This window comes from Serratia sp. GW822-FHT06E05 (assembly GCF_058799445.1).
Window position 1 is genome coordinate 877849 of record NZ_JBXALM010000001.1, and the last position, 23634, is coordinate 901482.

Annotated in this window: 22 protein-coding genes and 2 tRNA genes; 6 read left to right on the forward strand and 18 right to left on the reverse strand. The window is 56.2% G+C overall.

The genetic code is table 11. The annotated features are described in order from the left end of the window. The first annotated feature begins 71 nt into the window (after positions 1 to 71). Positions 72 to 302, forward strand: a complete 231-nt coding sequence (locus tag AC1RKC_RS04145; RefSeq protein ID WP_020826376.1) for a DNA polymerase III subunit theta — start codon at positions 72 to 74, stop codon at positions 300 to 302. A gap of 30 nt (positions 303 to 332) precedes the next feature. On the opposite strand, the gene pip is transcribed toward AC1RKC_RS04145, so the two are convergent. Both pip and dksA read right to left on the reverse strand, forming a co-directional pair. After that, positions 333 to 1286, reverse strand: a complete 954-nt coding sequence (gene pip, locus AC1RKC_RS04150; protein WP_020826375.1) for a prolyl aminopeptidase — start codon at positions 1284 to 1286, stop codon at positions 333 to 335. 172 nt (positions 1287 to 1458) lie between these two features. Continuing rightward, a complete protein-coding gene (gene dksA / locus AC1RKC_RS04155) occupies positions 1459 to 1884 on the reverse strand; it encodes an RNA polymerase-binding protein DksA (protein WP_020826374.1) in 426 nt (141 codons plus the stop codon). A 438-nt stretch (positions 1885 to 2322) separates the two neighbouring features. Between dksA and exoX the strand changes: the two genes are divergently transcribed. Beyond that, positions 2323 to 2991 carry an exodeoxyribonuclease X gene (gene exoX / locus AC1RKC_RS04160; protein WP_261449716.1) on the forward strand — a complete coding sequence of 223 codons (669 nt, stop codon included), beginning with the start codon at positions 2323 to 2325 and terminating at the stop codon, positions 2989 to 2991. 34 nt (positions 2992 to 3025) lie between these two features. Here the strand turns inward: exoX and AC1RKC_RS04165 are convergent, their stop codons facing one another. The 6 genes from AC1RKC_RS04165 to AC1RKC_RS04190 form a co-directional block, all read right to left on the reverse strand. After that, positions 3026 to 5059, reverse strand: coding sequence for a S9 family peptidase (locus tag AC1RKC_RS04165; protein ID WP_115059095.1), 2034 nt, complete (start codon positions 5057 to 5059; stop codon positions 3026 to 3028). Positions 5060 to 5127: 68 nt separating this feature from the next. Continuing rightward, positions 5128 to 5781, reverse strand: a complete 654-nt coding sequence (locus AC1RKC_RS04170; RefSeq protein WP_020826371.1) for a tellurite resistance TerB family protein — start codon at positions 5779 to 5781, stop codon at positions 5128 to 5130. 183 nt (positions 5782 to 5964) lie between these two features. Next, positions 5965 to 6552 carry a TorD/DmsD family molecular chaperone gene (locus tag AC1RKC_RS04175; RefSeq protein WP_020826370.1) on the reverse strand — a complete coding sequence of 196 codons (588 nt, stop codon included), beginning with the start codon at positions 6550 to 6552 and terminating at the stop codon, positions 5965 to 5967. Between the two features lie 42 nt (positions 6553 to 6594). Continuing rightward, positions 6595 to 7332 (reverse strand): phosphatase, encoded by a 738-nt coding sequence (locus AC1RKC_RS04180; RefSeq protein ID WP_020826369.1) that lies wholly within the window; start codon positions 7330 to 7332, stop codon positions 6595 to 6597. An 87-nt stretch (positions 7333 to 7419) separates the two neighbouring features. Continuing rightward, positions 7420 to 8361, reverse strand: a complete 942-nt coding sequence (gene ghrA / locus AC1RKC_RS04185) for a glyoxylate/hydroxypyruvate reductase GhrA (RefSeq protein ID WP_046373900.1) — start codon at positions 8359 to 8361, stop codon at positions 7420 to 7422. Positions 8362 to 8488: 127 nt separating this feature from the next. Further along, positions 8489 to 9973 carry a peptide MFS transporter gene (locus tag AC1RKC_RS04190; protein WP_434679205.1) on the reverse strand — a complete coding sequence of 495 codons (1485 nt, stop codon included), beginning with the start codon at positions 9971 to 9973 and terminating at the stop codon, positions 8489 to 8491. 431 nt (positions 9974 to 10404) lie between these two features. Between AC1RKC_RS04190 and AC1RKC_RS04195 the strand changes: the two genes are divergently transcribed. Together AC1RKC_RS04195 and AC1RKC_RS04200 are read left to right on the forward strand one after the other, a co-directional pair. After that, positions 10405 to 10494 (forward strand) — tRNA-Ser (locus AC1RKC_RS04195). A gap of 224 nt (positions 10495 to 10718) precedes the next feature. Beyond that, a tRNA-Ser gene (locus tag AC1RKC_RS04200) sits at positions 10719 to 10808 on the forward strand. Between the two features lie 158 nt (positions 10809 to 10966). Here AC1RKC_RS04200 and AC1RKC_RS04205 read toward each other — a convergent pair. Beyond that, a complete protein-coding gene (locus tag AC1RKC_RS04205; RefSeq protein ID WP_020826366.1) occupies positions 10967 to 11323 on the reverse strand; it encodes a helix-turn-helix domain-containing protein in 357 nt (118 codons plus the stop codon). 296 nt (positions 11324 to 11619) lie between these two features. Between AC1RKC_RS04205 and AC1RKC_RS04210 the strand changes: the two genes are divergently transcribed. Both AC1RKC_RS04210 and sdeB read left to right on the forward strand, forming a co-directional pair. Further along, entirely contained in the window at positions 11620 to 12807 is a 1188-nt protein-coding gene (locus AC1RKC_RS04210) for an efflux RND transporter periplasmic adaptor subunit (protein WP_197820550.1), read from the forward strand. A 22-nt stretch (positions 12808 to 12829) separates the two neighbouring features. Then, complete coding sequence (sdeB, locus tag AC1RKC_RS04215) at positions 12830 to 15973, forward strand: multidrug efflux RND transporter permease subunit SdeB (RefSeq protein ID WP_116690743.1); 3144 nt, start codon at positions 12830 to 12832, stop codon at positions 15971 to 15973. Positions 15974 to 16202: 229 nt separating this feature from the next. Here the strand turns inward: sdeB and AC1RKC_RS04220 are convergent, their stop codons facing one another. The 9 genes from AC1RKC_RS04220 to hinT form a co-directional block, all read right to left on the reverse strand. Beyond that, complete coding sequence (locus AC1RKC_RS04220; RefSeq protein WP_020826363.1) at positions 16203 to 16688, reverse strand: RrF2 family transcriptional regulator; 486 nt, start codon at positions 16686 to 16688, stop codon at positions 16203 to 16205. Between the two features lie 292 nt (positions 16689 to 16980). Further along, positions 16981 to 17517 (reverse strand): glycine zipper 2TM domain-containing protein, encoded by a 537-nt coding sequence (locus tag AC1RKC_RS04225; RefSeq protein WP_169534192.1) that lies wholly within the window; start codon positions 17515 to 17517, stop codon positions 16981 to 16983. 358 nt (positions 17518 to 17875) lie between these two features. After that, positions 17876 to 19180 carry an NAD(P)/FAD-dependent oxidoreductase gene (locus AC1RKC_RS04230; protein WP_020826361.1) on the reverse strand — a complete coding sequence of 435 codons (1305 nt, stop codon included), beginning with the start codon at positions 19178 to 19180 and terminating at the stop codon, positions 17876 to 17878. 332 nt (positions 19181 to 19512) lie between these two features. Continuing rightward, entirely contained in the window at positions 19513 to 20055 is a 543-nt protein-coding gene (ycfP, locus tag AC1RKC_RS04235) for an alpha/beta hydrolase YcfP (RefSeq protein WP_020826360.1), read from the reverse strand. 72 nt (positions 20056 to 20127) lie between these two features. Further along, the gene (nagZ, locus tag AC1RKC_RS04240) at positions 20128 to 21147 is read right to left on the reverse strand and encodes a beta-N-acetylhexosaminidase (protein ID WP_046373903.1); all 1020 of its coding nucleotides are present in this window, start codon (positions 21145 to 21147) and stop codon (positions 20128 to 20130) included. A gap of 104 nt (positions 21148 to 21251) precedes the next feature. Further along, a complete protein-coding gene (thiK, locus tag AC1RKC_RS04245) occupies positions 21252 to 22175 on the reverse strand; it encodes a thiamine kinase (protein WP_493092028.1) in 924 nt (307 codons plus the stop codon). After that, positions 22156 to 22740: a penicillin-binding protein activator LpoB gene (lpoB, locus tag AC1RKC_RS04250; RefSeq protein WP_020826357.1), complete on the reverse strand. Its 585-nt coding sequence runs from the start codon at positions 22738 to 22740 to the stop codon at positions 22156 to 22158. Before lpoB ends, thiK begins: the two co-directional genes overlap by 20 nt. A 27-nt stretch (positions 22741 to 22767) precedes the next feature. Further along, positions 22768 to 23157, reverse strand: coding sequence for a YcfL family putative periplasmic lipoprotein (locus AC1RKC_RS04255; RefSeq protein ID WP_261103205.1), 390 nt, complete (start codon positions 23155 to 23157; stop codon positions 22768 to 22770). Positions 23158 to 23169: 12 nt separating this feature from the next. Then, positions 23170 to 23520, reverse strand: coding sequence for a purine nucleoside phosphoramidase (gene hinT, locus AC1RKC_RS04260; RefSeq protein ID WP_020826355.1), 351 nt, complete (start codon positions 23518 to 23520; stop codon positions 23170 to 23172). Positions 23521 to 23634 lie beyond the last annotated feature (114 nt).

Sequence of the window (23634 nt, forward strand, 5' to 3'; positions counted from 1 at the left end):
AGGCTTGCCAAGCGCCGCCGGGTGGATTACCTTCTGCGCTGATCCAATGCGGTAACAGTAAGGAGAATACGGTGGGTTACAATTTGGCAGAGCTTTCCAAAGAAGAGATGGACAAAGTGAACGTTGATCTCGCAGCTTCCGGCGTGGCGTTCAAAGAGCGCTACAACATGCCGGTGATCCCCGAAATGGTTGAGCGTGAACAGCCCGAACACCTGCGTGATTATTTCCGCGAACGCGTGGCGCACTACCGTGCAGAATCGCACAAGTATTCGCGCCTGCCGTACGAACCGAAATCCAAATAATAAAAGCCCGCCGTAGTGGCGGGCTCGGTGTCATTTGCCGGCAAATTTGTCGGTCGCCAGCATTAACTGGTGCAGGATGCCGGGCTCATCGAATGAGTGTCCGGCCCCCTCAACAATATGCAGCTCCGCCTCCGGCCAAGCCTTCGCCAGATCCCAGGCGTTTTGTACCTGACAAGCCATATCGTAACGACCATGGATGATCACCGCCGGAATATGCCGGATCAGCGGAACGTTGCGCAGCAGTTGATCGTCGCTGTCCAGGAAGCCCAGATGAGTAAAGTAGTGGTTTTCGATACGGGCGAACGCCAGCGCGAAATCGTCCTCGCCAAAAGAAGCCGACTCGCTGCTGGGCAGCAAGGTCACCGTCTCCCCTTCCCACACGCTCCACAGTTTGGCCGCTTCCAGCTGCACCTGCGGATCCGTTGAGGTCAGGCGCTGGCGGTAAGAAGCAATCACGTCCTTGCGTTCTTCCTCTGAAAGAATCGACAACACACGTTCCCACTTCTCCGGGAAGAAGCGCGAAGCGCCGTCCTGATAGTACCAATGCAGCTCCTGCTTGCGCAGGGTAAAGATGCCGCGCAGCACCATTTCACTGACGCGCTGCGGATGAGTCTGTGCGTAGGCCAACGCCAACGTTGAGCCCCAGGAGCCGCCAAACACCAGCCACTGATCGACACCGGCCATTTCGCGCAGCCGTTCGATGTCCTGCACCAGGTGCCAGGTGGTGTTGTTGTCCAGGCTGGCATGCGGCTTGGAACGGCCACAGCCACGCTGATCGAACAGCAATACCTTGTAGCGCTGCGGATCGAACAGTTGGCGGTGATAAGGAGAAATGCCGCCCCCCGGTCCACCGTGAATAAAGACTGCCGGTTTACCGTTCGGGTTACCGCTCAGTTCCCAGTAGATCCGGTGGCCATCCCCGGTGTCCAGCCAACCGCTGTCATATGCTGCTAACGGCGGGTACAAACCTCGTAATTGTTCCATGGCGCTTCCGTCTCTCTGTGGGTCATACCCTCATCAAAGCCGAAGCCACTCATTTGGTCAACGGTAAATCCTGAAAACTCCTACGCTCCCCAACAAGTTAAGGTTCGTTTGCTTAAAATGAATACGACTTGCCGGCAAAATACCGGCTGGCCGTTGGGAGCCAGCCGTAGAATCAACCCCGCTTACGCAGATGCGGTTCGCGCATTTCCTGCGCGGTTTTGGCCTCAATGCTCAGTTCCGCCGTTGGCCGCAACAGCAAGCGCGCCAGGCCAATAGGCTCTCCGCTTTCACGGCAATAACCATAGTCGCCGTTATACAAACGCGTCAGCGCCGCGCTGATTTTCGGCAGCAAACGGCTTTCGCGATCCAACTGGCGAAACAGCAACCGCAAGTCTTCTTCACGCGCGGCCTTGTCCGCTTCGTCACCTGAAACTTCACCGCTGTCGATATCCCGCTTCAACGCATCGATGTGCTGCAGCAGTTTTTGCTGCTCTTCCAGCAAGCGCTGGCGAAAAAAGGCCCGCTGCGCCGGGTTCATGTAGTCAGACTCCGGCATGGCCAGAAGCTGTTGCTGGTTTAACATGGAAACGACTGTCATGGCGCTCTCCGGTTAGGATTTAATTGTTATATTATAACATATCAAATATTTTCAGCAGCCTTTCCTGAAAAACAAAATTCAACCTATAAACAATCGATTAACTAAAACACCTGCTTTCATGCTTGCATCCGACAGGCGTAAGGGGGTTAATGGCTGAGCAACCCACCCAACCATAGGTAACTGAGAGGCCATCATGAGTAAGGGAATGGATAGCAAAAAAAATGCGAAGAAGAAGCCGTTGAAAACCCCTGCTGAAAAACGCGCAGGCAAACGCGCCAAAAAAGGGCAAACGTCCGGCGAGTAAGCGAACTTCTAACCGTAGAGTTAAACCCGCCAAGGCGGGTTTTTTGTTGCCTGAAATAACGTCCCCGCTTTCAACGGTTGGCATTGGCGTAACGGCCCGTTAAGCTAAACCTGTGCAGCCATCCTGAGGAAACCATGAATTTACGCGTAATAGATACTGAAACCTGCGGGCTGGAAGGCGGCGTAGTCGAAGTGGCCTCTGTCGATCTGATTGACGGGCAAATCACCAATCCCATGAGCGATTTGATCAGCCCTGACCGGCCAATTGGCATTGAAGCCATGGCTATTCACCACATTACCGAGCAGATGGTCGAAGGGAAACCGCGGATCGCGGTGGCGATCGGGCGTTATCTCGGCAGCCCCTACTATGTCGCTCACAATGCGGCTTTCGATCGCGGCGTACTGCCTGAAATGAACGGCGCCTGGATCTGCACCATGAAGCTGGCCCGTAACCTGTACCCGGACCTCAAATACGGCAACCAATATCTGCGCTACGCGCTCAATCTGGATGTGCAATTGCCGCAGGACACGACGCTGTATCCGCACCGCGCATTGTATGACTGCTACGTGACCGCCGCGCTGCTGCAACGCATCATCAAGGATTCAGGCTGGACGCCGGAGCAAATGGCGCAAATCACCGAGCAGCCGGTGCTGTTGAAGAAGTTTAAGTTCGGAAAATACCGTGGGCAGGAAATTGATCGCATTGCGCAGGAAGATCCCGGCTATTTGCGCTGGATGCTGAAATCCATTGAAGATCTCAGCCCGGACATGAAACACACGCTGAAATACTATCTGATCGGCTGAAGAAAGCGGGCAGCGCCAGCCGCCCGCCAGAAGGTTACTCCGCCAGCGCCAAAATAAAGGCGTACTCCAGCGCGATATCCTCGTAGGCCTTGAAACGCCCGGACTTGCCGCCGTGGCCGGAATCCATATCGGTATACAGCAGCAGTTGGCGGTCGTCAGTTTTCAACTCACGCAATTTCGCTACCCACTTGGCCGGTTCCCAATACTGTACCTGCGAGTCGTGCAGGCCGGTGGTGACCAGCATATGCGGGTAATCCTGCGCCTTGACCTGATCGTACGGGCTGTACTGCAAAATGTAGTCGTAATAAGCTCGTTCGTTCGGGTTGCCCCACTCGTCATATTCACCGGTGGTCAGTGGAATGGACTCGTCAAGCATGGTGGTGACCACGTCGACAAACGGCACTTGCGCCACGATGCCGTTGAACAGCTGTGGTGCCTGGTTAATCACCGCACCCATCAGCAATCCGCCGGCGCTGCCACCCATGGCGAATACCCGTTTGGCATCGCCGTAGCCTTGAGCAATCAAGGTTTCCGTCACGTCGATAAAGTCGTTGAAGGTATTTTGCTTGTTGAACAGCTTGCCGTCTTCGTACCACAGCTGCCCCAATTCGCCGCCACCGCGAATGTGCGCCAGGGCAAAGACAAAACCGCGATCCAGCAGGCTCAAGCGGCTGGCGCTAAAGGCCGGATCCATGCTGCTGCCGTAAGAGCCGTAGCCATACACCATCAGCGGGTTGCTGCCGTGCACGAAGCTATCCGGGCGATAAACCAGCGAAACCGGCACCTCGACACCGTCGCGCGCCTTCACCCAGACTCGCTCGCTGCGGTAGTTTTCCGGGGTAAAGTTTTTCACTTCCTGCTGTTTGAGCATCACACGTTCGCCGCTGTCGAGATTCAACTCATACAGCGTAGTGGGCGTGGTCATCGAGGAGTAACCATAGCGCAGCAGCTCGGTTTCCGGCTCCGGATTGTATGCCAGCCAGGTGGTGTAGGTCGGATCGTCGAAGGCAATGCGCTTCACTTCACCGCTCTGCCAGTGAATTTGTCGCAGTTGGGTCAACCCCTCGCTGCGTTCCTCTACCACCAGCCAGTCGCGGAACAGGCTAAAGCCTTCCAGCATCACTTCCACGCGGGGAGCAATCAACGTCTGCCACTGCGCTTCGTCCGCCTGCTCGCTCTGGTACAGGCCGAAATTTTTGCCGTCCTTGTTGGAACGAATGTAGAAATGCTGATGATAGTGATCGATACCGTATTCATGATCCTTGCGGCGCGGCACAAACATCTGCGGCGTGCTGTCGGCGCGATCGGCGTCCAGCAGCAGAATTTCCGAGGTGGTGGTGCTGCTCAGGTGGATCAAAATGAAACGTTCGGAGGTGGTTTTTTCCAACCCGACATAGAAGGTGTCATCCAGCTCTTCGTAGATCAATTCATCAAGCTGCGGATCGGTACCTACCACATGGCGATAGACCTGATACGGCAACAGCGTTTTAGCGTGTTTACGCACGTAATACACGGTGGCTGAATCATTGGCCCACTCGAAGTTGCCGGAGGTGTTTTCCAGCACTTCGTCGGTCCAGCTGTCGTCGCTGAGGTTTTTGAAACGAATGTCGTATTGGCGACGAGAGAGGAAATCCTCCGCTACCGCCAGCCGCTGGTTGTCGGGGCTGACTTCCAGCCCGCCAAGGGTATAAAACTCTCGCTGCTCGGCGCGCTGGTTTCCGTCGATCAGGGTGTCCCAATGTTCGCTTTCCGCCTGCGGCTGACGCACATAAATCGCGTATTCATTGCCCGGTTCGAAGCGCGTCTGATAGCGGTAGCCGTTTCTGACATAGGGGACTGAATGTTCCTGCTGAGGAATGCGCGCCACCATTTCTTCATACAGCGTTTCGCGCAGGGCCTGCTGCGGTTTCAGCGCCGCATCGGTGAAGGCGTTTTCCGCCTGCAGGTAGTCCAATACCTGCGGGTCTGCGCGATCGTCGTCGCGCAGCCAATAGTAGTCGTCCACACGCGTGTCGCCGTGAACCGTAATGGGATAAGGACGTTTTTCTGCCTTAGGGGGGGTCATCATTGTTAAATCATCCGCTTACCTTGATTAAGGCAAGAGTGACACGATTCCCCCCGGCTTGCCAAGCGGCGCTATGCCAGCTCGCGTTTTTTCTCGTTCACGTCGTTTTCTATGCCCTGCTTGACGTCCGCCGGGATCTTCAACGACTGCGCCAGAGCATCCAGATAACCACGCTCCATAAAGTGATCCACGTCGATCACCATGCAGCTCAGGTAATATACCTCCAGCGCTTCGTCTTCATTCTTGACGCTCTGGGCGATCAAATCCGGGTTAAGCGGCTGGTCGATCGCCTCTTGCACCCATTTTTGCGCTTCTTCACCCACCTGCAGCTGTTCCAGGCTGTGGTCGATGGCGAGCTTTTCTTCCGCATCGATATGCCCGTCGCTTTTGGCGGCAAACACCAGCGCCTGCACCAGACGTTTGGCACGCAAGTCCACCGGCGTGGTCTGCAGGCCAAACTGCGGTTCGTTCTGGTGGGTTTCTTTCACCCGTTGTTTGTACTTATTCCACAGCACTGCACCAACCGCTGCGCTGCCGCCGATAATCAACGCATTCTTGCCGAATTTGCCGACCAGCTTGCGCGAAGACTTATTCGCCAGCAAAACGCCCACCAAGCCACCCAGCGCAGTCGGGGCCAGCAGCTTGCCGATACCTTCCGAACCGCCGATTGAACCGGCCTTTTGCCCAATCATCGATTGGATCTGCTGCATCCAGTTATTTTTCATGCTTTACCCTTTGCGTGAGGAAACAAGGCGTGCAGGCACAAAAAGGCCAGGCCGCCGGTAAAGCGTCAGATTAGGGGATTTTTTGTCAGTTTACGTATGGGGGATGAAAACCTGTGTAGCGGGGAACATTGATGGTGGGAAAAGGCCGACTTCGCCATCAGGCGCCAGCCGGCCACTAACGGATTAAGGCTGTTCGCCCTCTTCGCCCGGCTGGTCTTCTTCCTGTTCGTATTCCGCCAGTTCGTCACGCATTGCCTGAATCGACTCGCGAGCCAACAGCGCCAAAGTGCGGTAAAAACCGGTGGTGGCGTGAGCTTCTACTTTGCCGAGGAAACGGCCGCACCATGGCAGCAGATAGTCGTCAAACAGCGTGATTTGCGCCTGCGCTTCGTCTTCCTGAGACTGGTCTTCCAGCCAGGAGGCCGCCAGCAACAAAGAACCGAAATGATCGGCCGGCGCTTCTCCGAGCGGCATGCCGCGCTGCTGCAGGAAAGTACGCACTTCCGCTTCGGTTGCCCCTTCAACATAGGCCGAACGGAAAGGTGACACGCTGCATTCGCTGCCGACGAACATGGCGTTGAAGTCGCTGGACAGCAGGTTCACATCACAACCCTGCTGCAGGCGTACCAAGAGTTCGTCCTGTTCCAGCGGCCAGTGCTGTTGCAGCTTGCCTTCTTTGATCAGCGTAAACAGCGGCACCAGCAACGGATCCTGCGGCTGGCGATAAAACAGCGTACCCAGCACGCGGCAAACAACGGAAAACTCATTCATGATAATGCCTTATACAATACGGAAAAATTTGCCGGGACGATGTCACAAATCGGCCAATTCCGCAATCGCCGGCTTGCCGCGACGCTCGAGAAAATCGAGCAGGCGTCGTGGGCTCACGTTGAGAATACGCTCCTGCGGGAACTCCACCTCGGCAATGATGCGTTCGCAGTGCTCGAAACCGCCGAGCGAGAAAGCAATGTGTGAATCCGAGCCCAGCGCTAACCAGCCACCGGCATCACGCACCGCCGCGGCAATCGCCCGGCAATTATCCTCGCTGCCCTTGCGCGAATGGGTGAACGACGAATTGTTCAGTTCCAATGCCACGTCGTATTTGGCCGCGGCGGCAGCAACCGCCGCAATATCGATCGGATATCTTGGGTTGCCAGGGTGGCTGATTATGTGCACGTCACCTTGCGCCATCGCGGCGATCATCGCTTCGGTATTGGCCGCTTTATCCTGCGGTGCAAATACCGGCTCGTGGAAACCGGCAATAATTACGTCGATTTTATCCAGCATCGGGCCGGTGCAGTCGATATCGCCCTGCAGGTTTTTGATGTTGGCCTCGATGCCGCGCAATATGCCCACGCCGTCCACCAGACGTGGCCACACGTGCATGTTCATAAAATGCCAATAATGCGGCGCATCGGCCATATCCGGGCCATGGTCGGTGATGGCGAACAGTTTGATGCCCTTTTGCTGGGCTTCGACGATGTAGTCATGCAGCGTACTGTAGGCGTGGGTGCTGGCGACGGTGTGCATATGTAAATCAACGGGGTACATTACTTCTCCTTCTTGGCGGCCTGCCGTAAATACGGCGGCAGGCGCGGTTTATTATTCAATTAGCTTAGCAGGTGCATCACCGAAAGATCAGTAACCCAGTTGCACATCCACCACGCCGGCCGGTGTTTGGCCGGATTCAAGCGCACGGATGTTTGCCGCTATCTGATCCATCGCCGCTTCCGGCAAGGTGATGGCAGCAATATGCGGGGTAATGGTGACACGCGGATGACGCCAGAACGGATGCGCCTGTGGCAGCGGTTCCTCAACGAACACATCCAGCGTAGCGGCGGCGATTTGCCCCTGCTCCAGCGCCTGCAGTAAATCGTCCTCAACCAGATGCGCGCCACGCGCCAGATTGATCAGGTAAGCGCCAGGCGCCAGATGCGCAAAGAGTTGCTGATTGAGGATACCTGCGGTTTCCGGCGTATTGGGCAGCAGGTTGATCAGCAATTGCACGCCATCGAGAAACGCGGCGCGTTGCTCTACACCGGCAAAACTCTGCACGCCGGCAATCTGTTTAGGGCTGCGGCTCCAGCAACGCACGTTGAAACCAAACTCCGCCAGTTTCAGCGCCACGCTTTTCCCCAACACCCCCGCCCCCAAAATGCCAATGGTGAAATTCTCCTGCTGATGGGGATCGAGCGGTTGCCACTTCTGCTGCTGTTGCAGCAACTGATATTCATCAAAACGGCGGAAATAACGCAGCACATAGCTAAGTGCATATTCCTGCATCTGTTGCGCCATACCGGTGTCCTCAAGGCGCACCAGCGGAACGCCTGCCGGCAGAGTGCCGGGATGCTGGCGCTCTTGTTCCAGGATGGCGTCAACGCCCGCGCCGAGGGCAAAAACCCCTTTTAATTTGCCGCGATTCGCCAGCATCTCATAGGGCGGCCGCCACACCAGCGCATAATCCGCCGGACGATCGTCGCCAGGTTGCCAGGCACGTACCGTCGCCTGTGGCAGACGCTGCGACAGGCCTGTCAGCCAGTCCTGGGCGTTAAAGAAAGGGTGATAAAAAATGATGTTCATCTGTGCGGCTCCCGTCTGTTTTTATGCATTTGCATCCAGACTTCCGCGATTCGCCAACAGATGCAAGCGCTAAAGCTCAAAATGAAAACAGCCCCGACCAGTGGGGCTGTTTTTAGACCGAGGGATCTCAGGCTGCGGCAGGAGCGTCATGCCGGATAAGCCTGCGCAACAGCGGGATCAAAATCAGCATCACCACGCCAACGCCCGCGGCGCCCCAGCCCAGTACGCTGAACACCTCGCTGTAGCCAGGGTTAGTTTGCAACGGGGTACTGCCGCTGTTTTCCGGCATCAGGCCGGAGACATAGCCCGCCAGCACCGAAGCAACGCCGGTGACCATCATCCAGCAGCCCATCATGACGCCCTGATAACGCGGTGGCGCCAGTTTGCCGATCATCGCGTAACCGATAGGGGAAATCATCAGTTCGCCGATGCTCTGCAACACGTAACTGATCGCGATCCATTTGAACGCCACCAGCCCGTCGCCGCCAGCCAGGCTAATGCCCAACGGCAACACCAGCATGCCCATCCCGATGCAAAACAGCGAACCGGAGAACTGCATCGGAATATCGATATTGCAGCCGCGAGCGCGCAGGCGATTGAACCACCAGGCCATCAACGGGCCACCCACCACGATCACCAGCGTATTGATGTTCTGGATCCACTGCGGCGCCACCTGAATGCCATAAACGTTCAGATTGATATTGTGTTCGGAGAACAGCATCAGCCCCATTGGGGCCAGCTGATACAGCGCCCAAAACACCAGAGAGCCTAACGCCAGGATCAGGTAAGCCGTCATCCGGCGACGCTCGTCACGCGGATGGTGGCGCAACGTCACCACGCATAACATCAGGAAAATCAGTACTCCGAGGCCAATCACGAAGTGGCCGCTGAATTCGGCATGGGTCAGCATCACGCGGATAATGGGCACCAGCGCCACCAATACCGCCAGCCCGACCAGCATGCGCCAGCGGTATTGCGAACGGCTGGCATCGTGCAGCGGGGTGTTGAGATCGGCCAGAATGCGCCAGCGGCTGACGGCGACGATGATCGCCGCGGCATTGCCCAACGTGGCGAACAGGAACAGAGCGCGGTAGTTTTCGGTCAGTTGGAAATAGCCGGCCACGGTGAATCCGACAAAGAACCCCAGGTTCATCCCGGCGTAGTTCCACAAAAAGGCCGATTCGCGCCGATCGTCATCCGGTTTAAAGCGTTGGGTCAGCATCATATTAATGCAGGTGACGTTCAGCCCGCTGCCGGTCAGGAACATCGCCAGCCCCCAATAAAGCCCCCAAACGCCCGCCACGGCGATCAATGCACAACCGATCACCTGCAGCACCATGCCCAGCACGAACAGGTTGCGGTTGCTGAGGAAGCGCCCGCCCAGGTAACCGCCAAACATATGCAAACCGTAGTTGAACGCACCAAATACGCCCATCATGGCGTTGGCGCTGCCTTCGCTGAAGCCCAGGCGCTTGGTGGCGTACAGCACCAGCGTGGAATACAGCACGGCAAAACCCAGGGTGGCAAAGATTTGGATAAAGAACAGTGCCCCGGCGCCCGGGGGGATGGCATGGCGCTGCGGCGCTGCCGTTGTGGAGTCCGATGGAGTCAAAATGAACCTCTACTGCATTATTATTTAATAGGTCAGTCCCTGTCTGCGTTATCGCCGGCGTCTTGCCCGGCAACCTGCGCGGCGGTGTGATATTCCTTGCCAAAACCGCCGTGCCTGCACCAATCTATTTAGCGACACATATGACTAATAATCCAGTATTAATGCATATAACTGCACCATGGATAATCCCACTGCTGATATATTGAGCTAACCAACACCAAAATGTACAAATATTAACCTGGAAGGCAATTTAGCCCCATGAGGGTCCAGCGGATGTGTGTACCGCGGTGGTCGATTGCTCGGGAAATCAGCAAATTGCTGCAAGTTTAGCTAAACAGTCATGGTTATGTCATAAGAGGGTTGACGCTGGGATCAGATTCTCCTACATTAGCGCCCGTCGACAGCGCAACGCGTTGGCGATGAAGTAAAACGGTGAGGTGTCTGAGTGGCTGAAGGAGCACGCCTGGAAAGTGTGTATACGCGAAAGTGTATCGAGGGTTCGAACCCCTCTCTCACCGCCATATTTTAATGAGAAAGCCTGAACGCAAGTTCAGGCTTTTTTGTTGCCTGCGGCGCAGGAAACGCCCTGGCGAAACTGCCTGTGCGTGCGGTTCGCCGTAGTTTTCGGCAAAGCGAACACAGGTTAACCGGACGCGTCGAAACCAAGAAATTCTGCTTGACCGGATCGCCCTCTCTCCCTATAGTAGCGCCCCGTTGCACCAGTGAGTACGCAACAACAAAATACGGTGAGGTGTCTGAGTGGCTGAAGGAGCACGCCTGGAAAGTGTGTATACGCGAAAGTGTATCGAGGGTTCGAACCCCTCCCTCACCGCCATATTTTAAAGAGAAAGTCTGGATTAACCTCCAGACTTTTTTTTTGCATCTCATACCGACCGGGAGGCTGAACGCAGCGAATCAAGCCCTCCCTCACCGCCCTATTTGACGAGAAAGCCTGAACGCAAGTTCAGGCTTTTTTGTTGTCTGCAATCCGCCTCAGTGCGGTCGGTTGGCCATCATATGCGGCTGCATTCCACCTCGGCGCCAGTCACCCGGGGTTTGGCCGTAATGGCGTTTAAAACTGCGATTGAAGGATTGTTGCGAATCGAAGCCGAGTGAGATCGCCACGCTGACGATCGGCTCGCCGCTGTTGGCCAGGCGCTCGGCTGAAAGCCTCAGCTTCTGCATACGGATATACTCCCCCAGCGCGTAGCCGGTCTGGCGTTTGAACATACGCTGCAGGTGCCATTTAGAATACCCCGCGCGCCCCGCCACGGTGTTGATATCCAGCTTCTCTTCCAGATTGTTGTCAATCCACTCAATCAAATCAGTAATAAAGCCCGTGCTATTCATGCTGACGCTCCCATGACGTTGGCAGGTAAATCCGCTGCCCGATGTCATTACGTTGCAGCAGTTTCGCACTAAATGCAATTTTTATTATTGCATTTAACGGAGGGGCACTTCTATAATCCACCCAATTAATGTAACCGATATTGATACATTAATGTGACAACAATGTGTTTCAAAACCTAACCGTTGCGCCGATGACGGTGCAACCGCACTGCCGTCGGCCCCAGGCCAGAGTCGTTACCCGGATAACAGGGCCGGGTGTATGGCCTGATCGTGCTTACCCACTGGAAATAAAAAGAATGCCAAGCCAGCCAAACTCATTGTTCCCCTCTCCAGGCCGTCATAACGCCATCGGTTTCGGCGCACGCCTCTCGGCGATTGCGCTGCTGGTCACGTTGCTGGCCGGGTGTGATAACAGCGCCGCCAAGAATGCGGCCCCCCCGCCGCCTGCCGTCAGCGCCGCCGACGTGGTAATCAAACCCATCAGCCAATGGGATACCTTTAATGGCCGAATCGAAGCGGTGCAAAGCGTGCAGTTGCGTCCGCGGGTTTCCGGCTATATCGACAAGGTGAATTACACCGAAGGCGACGAAGTCAAGAAAGGTCAGGTGCTGTTTACCATAGACGATCGTACCTACCGCGCCGCGCGCGAACAGGCTCAGGCCGAACTGGTGCGGGCGCGCAACCAGGCCGCGCTGGCGCGCAGCGAATCCAGCCGTACCGAGAAGCTGATTGGCAGCCAGGCGATTTCGACCGAGGTATGGGAACAACGTCGCTCCTCCGCCGCACAGGCACAGAGCAACGTTTTAGCAGCCCAGGCCCAGTTCGACATGGCACAGTTGAATCTCGACTTTACCCGAGTGATCGCCCCGATCGACGGTCGCGCCAGCCGCGCCATGATCACTGCCGGTAACCTGGTCACCGCCGGCGACAGCGCCAGCGTGCTCACCACGCTGGTCTCGCTCGATAAGGTGTATGTCTATTTCGACGTCGATGAAGCCACCTTCCTGCGGTACCAAAACGATGGTCGACGCACGGCAAAACTGCCGGTGAAGGTCGGGCTGGTGGGCGAAGACGGCTACCCGCATCAGGGCGTGGTGGATTTCACCGATAACCAACTGAACGCCGGCACCGGTACCATTCGTATGCGCGCCCTGCTGGAAAACGCCGAGCGCCGCTTTACGCCAGGGCTGTTTGCACGGGTGCAGATGCCCGGCAGTGCCGTGTTCAACGCCATGCTGATTGACGACAAGTCGATAATGACCGATCAGGACCGCAAGTTTGTTTATATCGTCGATAAAGACGGCAAGGCGCAGCGCCGAGACATCGAGGTAGGCCGCGTGGCTGACGGACTGCGCATTGTCCGCAAAGGCCTGTCTGCGGGCGATCGGGTGATCGTCGACGGTATGCAAAAAGTGTTTATGCCGGGCATGCCGGTTGCAGCAAAAACCGTGGCGATCAACGCCGATGCTTCCGCGCTTAACTAAGCCCCAGCAGGAATTCTGAGCCATGGACTTTTCCCGTTTTTTCATCGACCGACCGATTTTTGCCGCGGTGCTGTCGATCCTGATTTTTGTCGGCGGTGTGATTGCCATCCCGCTGTTGCCGATCAGCGAGTACCCTGACGTCGTGCCGCCAAGCGTGCAGGTGCGCGCAGAATACCCGGGCGCCAACCCGAAAGAGATTGCCGAAACGGTTGCAACGCCACTGGAAGAAGCGATCAACGGCGTCGAAAATATGATGTACATGAAATCGGTAGCCGGTTCCGACGGTGTCCTGGTAACCACCGTCACCTTCCGCCCGGGTACCGATCCTGACCAGGCACAGGTGCAGGTGCAAAACCGCGTGGCGCAGGCCGAAGCGCGCCTGCCGGAGGATGTGCGTCGCCAGGGGGTAACCACCCAGAAGCAATCACCTGCCCTGACGCTGGTGGTGCATTTGGTCTCCCCTTCCGGCAAATACGATTCACTGTACCTGCGCAACTACGCCACCCTGAAGGTCAAGGATGAGCTGGCCCGTTTGCCGGGGATCGGTCAGGTACAGATCTTCGGTGCGGGCGAATATGCGATGCGCATCTGGTTGGATCCGAACAAGGTCGCTTCACGCGGGCTGACGGCCTCTGACGTGGTTACCGCCATGCAGGAGCAAAACGTGCAGGTTTCCGCCGGCCAGTTGGGGGCGGAACCTATGCCGACCCGCAGCGATTACCTGCTGTCGATCAACGCGCAGGGCCGCCTGCAGACTGAGGAAGAGTTCGGTAATATCATTCTCAAAAGCGGCGACAACGGCGAGATCGTCCGCCTGCGTGACGTGGCGCGTATTGAAATGGGTTCCGGCAGCTATGCGTTGCGTGCCCAGCTCAATAATAAAGACGCGGTCGGGATTGGTATCTTCCAGGCACCGGGTGCCAATGCCATTGAGCTGTCCAATGCGGTGCGAGCCAAAATGGCCGAGCTGTCGACCCGCTTTCCGGACGGCATGAGCTGGGAATCGCCGTACGACCCTACGGTGTTCGTGCGCGATTCTATCCGCTCGGTAATAGATACCCTGCTTGAAGCGGTGCTGCTGGTAGTTCTGGTGGTCATTCTGTTCCTGCAGACCTGGCGCGCGTCGATCATCCCGCTACTGGCGGTTCCGATCTCCATCGTCGGCACCTTTGCTGCGCTCTATCTGTTGGGGTTCTCGCTAAATACGTTGAGTTTGTTCGGGCTGGTGCTGGCCATCGGTATCGTGGTCGACGACGCCATCGTGGTGGTGGAAAACGTCGAGCGTAATATTGAAGAAGGTCTGTCGCCGCTGGCGGCAGCGCATCAGGCAATGCGCGAAGTCTCCGGCCCGATTATCGCCATCGCCGTGGTGCTGTGCGCCGTGTTCGTCCCGATGGCGTTTCTTTCCGGCGTTACCGGCCAGTTTTATAAGCAGTTTGCCGTCACTATCGCCATTTCGACCGTGATTTCCGCCATCAACTCGCTGACCCTGTCACCGGCATTGGCAGCGCTGCTGCTCAAACCGCACGGTGCGCCGAAGGACATGCCGTCACGCCTGATTGATCGGTTATTCGGTTGGCTGTTCCGCCCGTTCAACCGCTTCTTTGCCAACAGTTCGCAACGTTATCAGCGTGGGGTTTCACGTGCGTTAGGCAAGCGTGGCGCGGTATTTGTGGTGTACGTGCTGTTGCTGTGTGCCGCCGGGGTGATGTTTAAAACCGTGCCGGGCGGATTTATCCCGACTCAGGACAAACTTTACCTGATTGGCGGGGTGAAAATGCCGGAAGGTTCGTCACTGGAGCGTACCGATGCGGTGATCCGCAAGATGAGCGCTATCGGCCTGAGCGTCGACGGCGTAACCGATGCAGTCTCCTTCCCCGGTTTGAATGCGTTACAGTTCACCAATACGCCCAACACCGGCACCGTGTTCTTTGCGCTTGAATCGTTAAGCACCCGCACCCGCAGTGCGGCGCAGATTAACGCCGAAATTAACGCCAAGATTTCACAGATCCAGGAAGGCTTTGCCTTCTCGATCATGCCACCGCCCATTCTCGGCATCGGTCAGGGCTCCGGGTATTCGCTGTATATTCAGGATCGTGCCGGTCTGGGGTATGGCGCGCTGCAGACTGCGATCAATACGATGTCGGGTGCCATCATGCAAACGCCGGGCATGGGCTTCCCTATTTCGTCTTATCAGGCCAACGTGCCGCAGTTGGACGCAAAAATTGACCGCGACAAGGCCAAGGCGCAAGGCGTACCGCTTAACGCATTGTTCAGCACGCTGCAGACCTACCTTGGTTCGTCATACATCAATGACTTCAACCGCTACGGTCGCACCTGGAAAGTGATGGCCCAAGCTGATGGTCAGTTCCGCGACAGCGTGGAGGATATCGCCAACCTGCGCACCCGTAACGATAAGGGTGAAATGGTGCCAATTGGCAGCATGGTCAGCATCAGCACCACCTACGGCCCGGACCCGGTGATCCGCTACAACGGTTTCCCGGCGGCGGACCTGATTGGCGATGCCGATCCACGGGTGTTGTCATCGTCACAGGCAATGAGTGAACTGACCAGCATGGCCAATAAGCTGTTACCGAACGGTATGAACATCCAATGGACCGACCTGAGCTACCAACAGTCAACCCAGGGCAATGCGGCGATTATTGTGTTCCCGGTGGCGGTACTGCTGGCCTTCCTGGCATTGGCGGCGCTGTACGAAAGCTGGACGCTGCCGCTGGCGGTGATCCTGATCGTGCCGATGACCATGCTGTCGGCGCTGTTCGGCGTCTGGCTGACCGGCGGCGACAACAACGTGTTCGTCCAGGTAGGGTTAGTGGTATTGATGGGGCTGGCCTGTAAAAACGCCATTTTGATTGTCGAGTTCGCCCGCGAACTTGAGCTACAGGGCAGAAGCATCATGGAAGCGGCGCTGGAAGCCTGCCGTCTGCGACTGCGGCCGATCGTGATGACCTCTATCGCCTTTATCGCCGGAACCATTCCCCTGATCCTGGGGCACGGTGCCGGGGCCGAAGTGCGCGGCGTCACCGGTATTACGGTGTTTGCCGGCATGCTGGGCGTCACGCTGTTCGGGTTGTTCCTGACCCCGGTGTTCTACGTAACCCTGCGTCGTATGGTCACACGTAAGGCACGTCAGCAAACGGCCTAATCTTCCGTTTGTATCAGCCATAAAAAAGCCCGGTTTAAACACCGGGCTTAGTCTGATGACAAACACCCGAAAAATGGGATTTTCGGATGTTTGGGGTAGATCAGAAGACATAATTCTTTGTTTTTATTCGTCCCAAGATCAGATTTTTTAACGGCAAAGGACTTTGTCAGCCATAAAAAAGCCCGGTTTAAACACCGGGCTTTTTCTTTGTTTTAGCGTTTAGCGTGATTTATTTTTCCGCTGTCTCTGCATCCTGACCGGCACGCGCCATATATTCCGCACAGGCACGCTTATCGCCCCGCTCCAGCTCGGCCAACGCGTCGGCTACCGTATGGCGCGCCAGTACTTCTAGCGACGCTTCTTCCGCTTCGTTTACCACCGACTTGAAATACCAACAGGCATTGGCGCTGACCAGGCAGCGGGCCGGCACTTCCGGGCGGGCGGCCCAGATGCGCTTATCGTCAATCACGGACAGGTAAATATCTCGCAGGGTGATCTGCTCCACCGGACGCCCCAGGTGAATCGAACCATTACGCCCGAGGGTAGAAACGATGATGCCATTTTTGGTCAAGGGCACCATCAGCTTGCGGATAAAACTGGGATTGGCTTCCAGACCGGCGGCAAGGACCGCGCTGGTCGAACGCACGCCCAGCTTTTCAGCCACGGCTACGCTAAGTACCATTTGCAACGCTGTCGGAAAGCGAAAATCTAACATGTTTTTATCTCTGTCTCCGGGAGACCCAATTCTCAGGTTTGGCCGGGGTGGCATCACGCCACAACACCCGCTCAATTGCACAATAATATAACAAACACTGTTGCACTATTGAAGTTATGCCCGGATAAATCGCACGGATACATTAGTGCGGGAAATAGCGTCAGTACTGGCCTGACGGCAAAACGGCGGGGAGTAAATAGACAGAAACCCGCGCCAATATTAATGCCGCTCGCTTAACTGAGTTAAACGATCAGAACTAACACTGTTCGCGGGTTTAATTCTTATCGGGCGATCAGGCTTTGTTCAGCACCAGCTGGCCGCTTTTATCCAGCGGGATCTGGGTGCCGGGATCGTGATCCATGCGGATCTTGCCCTGCTGATTGCCAATCTTGTAGGTCACGTCGTAACCCAGCATTTTCTGTGATTTGTCGTAGACCGTTTTACAACGCTGCTGCGTGCTGGTGGTGGTGTCGTTATTCTGCATCGCCCCCTGCACCTGGTTACCGGCATAGCCGCCGCCCAATGCGCCGACGACCGTCGCGACGTCACGTCCACGACCCCCACCGAACTGATGACCGATGACGCCGCCGGCGACCGCACCCAGCACGGAGCCGGCAAGACGATTCTCGTCCTGTACTGGCGCACGGTGAGTGACGGTCACATTACGACATTCCTGACGCGGGGTCTTGATGGTTTCTTTGATCGGCGTGGCAGCGAGTACCTGCGCGTATTGCGGACCGGAAGAGAAAACGTCAAGACTGGCAACCGCAGCAATACCCAGAGCGGCTGCAATACCAATACCCACACCGGCTAACATTGACTTGTTCACAGGAAATCCTCCTGAAAGTGTTACCACGCATTTGTACCGGGGACTTTACCGACATTGCACCGCGCTTATTATTTTGCGCATTGGCGGCACGTGGTATTCCGGTTTACGGCGTGCGCGACGCGCCGTCTGTAAACGAGAGAAAGTCTGCACAATGTTCCAGAACCTCGCAATAAGACAATGTGACCAAAAATGCCGGAAATCCCACTTACCCCCAGTGTTTAGGAGGATTCTTAAGACTTTTACCCATAACGACGGGACATTGTGCTGAATAATCAGCTGCTGCCTCCCCGATCTTGCGGCTGTAGGCATAAAAAAACCCACGCGGGCGAACCGGCGTGGGTGGTCGATAACGGGGCGGTTAGTGCATTTTCAAACGCGGGCGGATCACCCGGTTAATGCCGCCAACCAGCATCATCAGGCCGGTTTTGATGTAGCCGTGCAAAGCGACCTGGTGCATACGGTACAGCGAGATGTAAACAAAGCGCGCAATGCGGCCTTCCACCATCATCGAACCGCGCATCAGGTTGCCCATCAGGCTGCCCACGGTGCTGAAGCGGGACAGAGACACCAACGAACCGTGGTCTTTATACACGTACGGCTTCAGCGTCTGGCCGTTCATTAGCGCCAGAATGTTGGTAAAGCAGCGTGATGCCATCTGGTGCGCCGACTGGGCGCGCGGCGGTACAAAACCACCGCCCTCTTTCGGGCAGGAAGCGCAGTCGCCGATGGCGAAAATGTTCGGATCGCGCGTGGTTTGCAACGTTGGCTCTACCACCAGCTGGTTGATGCGGTTGGTTTCCAGCCCGCCGATGTCCTTCATAAAGTCCGGCGCCTTGATACCGGCCGCCCACACCATCAGATCGGCATCGATAAATTCGCCGCCTTTGGTATTCAGGCCGTTGGCATCCGCGCTGGTGACCATGGTGTTGGTCAGCACGCGCACGCCCAATTTGTTCAGTTCCTGATGTGCAGCAGCCGAAATACGCGGCGGCAGCGCAGGCAGAATACGCTCGCCCGCTTCGACCAGCGTCACGTTCAGTGCACTGTTGTCCAGGCCTTCAAAACCATAGCTGTGCAGCTGTTTCACCGCATTATGCAGTTCGGCGGACAGCTCAACGCCAGTGGCACCGCCCCCAACGATAGCGATATTCACCCGCTCTTTTTGCCCCGGCTGCGCCGAGAACTTGAGGAACAGGTTCAGCATCTCGTTGTGGAAACGTCGAGCCTGGTGCGGGTTATCCAGGAAGATACAGTGATCTTTTACGCCAGGAGTGCCAAAGTCGTTCGAGGTACTGCCCAGCGCCATCACCAGAATATCGTAAGACAACTCGCGCTCAGGCACCAATTCGCCACCCTGCTCGTCGCAGATTTGCGCCAGGTGCAGCGTTTTGGTTTCACGATTGATGTTGGTCAGCGAACCCAGTTGGAAGCTGAAAGAGTGATTGCGCGCATGCGCCAGGTAGCTCAGCGCGTCAACGCCATCATCAAGGGAACCGGTTGCGACTTCATGCAGCAAAGGTTTCCACAGATGGCTGTGGTTACGGTCCACCAGCGTGATTTCAGCTTTATGCTTACGACCGAGTTTATGGCCCAGGCTGGTCGCCAGTTCCAGACCACCGGCGCCACCACCCACGATGACGATTTTTTTCTTTGGCGTTGTCAAAATAACCCCCTAAATGTGAACCAATTGTTGCCCAAGGGTAAAGAAATAATATCCTTAGAATACATAGGGTTCGCGTAAATTAAACCTGCTATCTAAAGCCAGAATAGCATGGGGGGTTATTTGGTAATACCAAAATTGATGTACATCAAACTTTTTTGGTTAAAGGCTGGACGAAGGGAAATTTTGAGGATTGTGATTCAAATAGTTAGCGCTGGGTCACAGTTTCAAATTTTACCGTCCAACGGGCCAAACGGCGCTTTTTGACCGCGAAATACCGCAATGTTTGCCTGTAAAAAGCAATCATTGCGGCGACATCGCGCGTTATAAAACTGTTAAAGCAGGGTCTTGAACGCCTTGATACGCTGCAGGTGAGGCGAGATATTTTTGAACTTGTGCGTCTGCTGTTCATCCCAGACGATTTCATAATATTTGTGCAGCAGTTCCGCACTGCGCTGGCTGTCCAACACCTCATCGTGGCGGGAAAGCACCGCCAGGCAGCGATCGCGATTTTTCTCGCGGAAGTCTTCGACACACTTGGTGGCGATGTCACGGTACTCTTCCGGCCGGTCGATTTTGCCCTGCATATGTTCTTCAGGATACAGATTGGGGTTGAAGATCACCTGTCGGATGCCGCACAGAAAGCCGATACGTTCGGCCCAAAAGCCCCCCAAACCCACCCCACAGATCAGCGGATGTTTATCCCCTTCCTGCTGAACCGCCTTGTCCACCTCTTTCAACAAATGCTGCATGTCATGGCGTGGATGCAAGGTGCTGTAGCTGATAAAGCGCACGTCCGGATCGATAAACTGGAGCTGTAACACCTTTTCATGATTGCCGGGACTGGTTGAATCGAAGCCATGTAGATAGATAATCATGTGGATCCTCGCAACAAGCTGAGGGCCGCGCCGCAGCCCTCATCGTTTACGCCGCATTACGACGCCCTGGGTTCACCCCGCATTACGCTGTTTGTGCTCCTCCCAGCGTTCGCTGAGCGCATTCAGTTCCTTATGCGCCTGCTGCCAGCGCGCAGAATCACGCAGCGCCTGACGGGTGAACTGACCGCGATGATATAACTGCTTCACCCTGTCTGCTTTGACCGGGGACAGGTTATCCAGCACGCTGACCGCCCCTGCGCGGTTATTGCACACCAGGATCATGTCACAGCCGGCATCCAGCGCCGCCTGGCCACGTTCGGCATAACTGCCCATGATCGCCGCCCCTTCCATTGACAGGTCGTCCGAGAAAATGACGCCGTCAAAGCCCAACTCCTGACGCAGGATCTGCTTTAACCAATAAGGGGAGCCGCTGGCCGGACGCGGGTCTGCTTCAGTATAGATGACGTGCGCCGGCATTACGGCGTCCAGCAGTTGACGGTTAATCAATTCGCGGAAGATCGCCATATCATGTTCGCGGATCTGCGCCAGTGGACGTGGATCGCGCGGCGTTTCTTTGTGCGAATCCGCGCTGACGGCACCGTGCCCCGGGAAATGCTTGCCGGTGGTTTTCATACCGGCGCTGTGCATGCCCAAAATGAACTGCTCAGCCATCACCAACGCCTGCGTTGGATCGCTGTGGAACGAGCGTTCACCAATCGCGGCGCTGACATGGCCAATATCCAGCACCGGCGCGAAGCTGATGTCGATATCCTGCGCGATCATTTCCGCTGCCATCAGCCAACCGGCCTCCTGCGCCAGACGCTTGCCCTCATGGGCAGAATTCAGGGCGGCAAATGATTGTGCCGCCGGCAGGCGGGTAAAACCTTCGCGGAAACGCTGAACGCGGCCGCCTTCCTGATCCACCGCCACCACCAGCCGATCGTGGGAAGCCTCGCGGATCTGCCGTACCAGCTCACGCAGCTGCTGTGCATCGTGGAAATTGCGGGTGAAGAGGATCAGGCCGCCCACCAGCGGGTGTTTTAAGATCTCACGTTCTTCTGCGTCCAGCTCATAGCTGGCGACATCTAACATTACTGGGCCCACGGCCACCTCACTTCATTATTCATTTATACCTGTCTACTTGAAGCTGCCTCTTTTTTGTTGGCTGCGCCTGCACGCCCCAGTCACATAGTTATCTATGCTCCTGGGGGCTTACAGACTGGCCGCCTCAATGCAACTCCAATTATTTTAGGTATAGAACATGGGGATGTTAAACAAAAACGCCGGTGCAACACTGCGCCCCAGCGCAAAAATTCAGGATCGCCGGTCTGTTGCCAGCGCACTTCAAACCAGAGCAGCATCAGGTAATCTACCCACGGGAGCCAGCGCTGAACCTGCCTGCGCAGCAAGGGCAAATCAAGGTAACCGATGCGAGCATAATGCTGCAAAAATTGCTGTCGGCGCGCGGGTGACCAGGCGTTACTGCAAAACAGCGCGGCGATGTCTAACGCAATATCGCCGTCTGCCGCATACTCCCAGTCAATCAGCCGCAGATTTTCGCCCTGAACGATCAGATTACCCGGATGAACATCCATATGCAGCGGCGCCAGTTTCAACGGCGTTGGTGTGCGGCGGTGCTGAAAGTGTTGATGCAACCGCAGCCAGGCCGGCGTCAAACGCCGACCATCCAATTGCTGCCAATAACGGGCAAATTGCCGAGGCAGGTTCAACGGGTAGCCGCTGGGAGGTTGCCGATGCAAACCGGCCAGCAACGCCGCCAAATCGCCCTGCTCATTGAAGCGAGAAAAACCCGCACCTGTGACAACGTCACCATCAAGCCACTGCAGGATAATCCACTGATTATTTTGCACTAAAACCTGTGGCCCGATGTCCTTCCCACGGCGATGCAGCATCCGCGCCTCGCGCCGACGGCTGACGCCCAGCGCACTTTTCTCTGGGCTTTGCTGACGCGCCAACAGTTGCACGCCTTCGCCTTCAATACGCCAACTTTCGCCGGTCAGGCCCTGCACCGGGCTGAAACGACAACCGGCGGTTTTCACCGCCGGCAGTTCGTTCTCAATCAGTGCTCGCAACGTGGCTTCAGTGTTTGACGGTGCCATTGCCTGACCAGACGATTTCACCGGTTTGCACCAGCATCAGTTGCATATCCAACGTTGGGGACTTCACGTCGCCACTGACGTCGCTGTACAACACGTACTGTGCACTGACGATCCGCGCCAGACCGATGGCTTTGCTGCGTGAACCCAGGCTGTCATCCGCCGACAGGCCCAGCGTCTGTTTGGCGCTGACCAACTGCGCTTCCGGCACGATGGAGAAGGTTTGATTGGATGCCAACGCCTTGTGCAGTGCCGAGGTCGCTTTCGCCGTCTGCAATGCGCCGTTGGTGTTGTTCTTCACGCTGTCGAGCAACAGCACGCTGCCTGGATTGACGCCATCGGCTTTCAGCATCTGGTTCACCAGCGGCTGTACGCTGCCAAGCCAATCGAGCTGCTGAATTTTCGGCGGTTGCGGTACCGGCTCGCTAACCGGCGGTTGTGGCTGCTCGATCGGCGGCGTTACCGGCTCAACCGTCACCGGCGGCTGCGGTTGCTCCGGTTCCGGCGGACGCGATAAACAGCCGGTTAACGTCAACGCGGCCAGCGCCACAAATAGATACTTTTTCATTAATCCCTCTCCCACTGAACCAAGAGTTTACAAGAATAGATACAGACGCACGCGTTTGGCATCGAGGTTGCCGTTAAGCGAGTAAATAGTGGCGTCTGAATTTGGCGCAATAGTGATGGTGCGCGGCGCCTCAAAAGGCCGGATATCCAACCCCTGATCGTCATACCAGTAAAAACGATAGTGTACCGTTACCGGTGTGGATTGGCTGTTACTGAGTTCCGAGGTAGCTATCACGCGCCCGGAAGCGTCCGAAATCGACGGATTGTCGGCCAGAATGCCCGCGGTCAGCACCGGCGAATCCATCACTACCGTCTGTCGGTCGTTGACCGCGATGCCTTTCGGGCTGCTGCAGCCCATTAAAATAACGGCGGGTAACGCCAGCGCCATCAGACAACGCAGGGATTTGCTATAGCGCATGATTGACCTCGGTTAGCGTGACAGCAGCGGCCCCAATGAACGGCCACCGACCAGATGCATATGAATATGATAGACCTCTTGGCCGGCATGACGATTGCAATTGACTATCAGACGGTAGCCATCTTCGGCAATGCCTTCCTGCTCGGCAATTTTTGCCGCGGCGGTGATCATGCGGCCGAGAGCCGCTTCGTGCTCGACAGTCACGTCGTTAATCGTAGGGATCAGCACATTCGGGACGATCAAAATATGGGTCGGAGCCTGAGGTGAAATGTCGCGAAAAGCGGTGACCAGTTCATCCTGGTAGACCACATCAGCAGGGATTTCGCGGCGGATAATTTTACTGAAAATCGTTTCTTCGGCCATCTGGCGTTCCTTGTAGAGGGAAAAAAGCTGTACGCAGTATGAGTGACAAATTCTACTGCTTTCAACCTGATTGCGCACTTTCCGCGTTGAGTGATGCAGAATCAGGCAACCAGC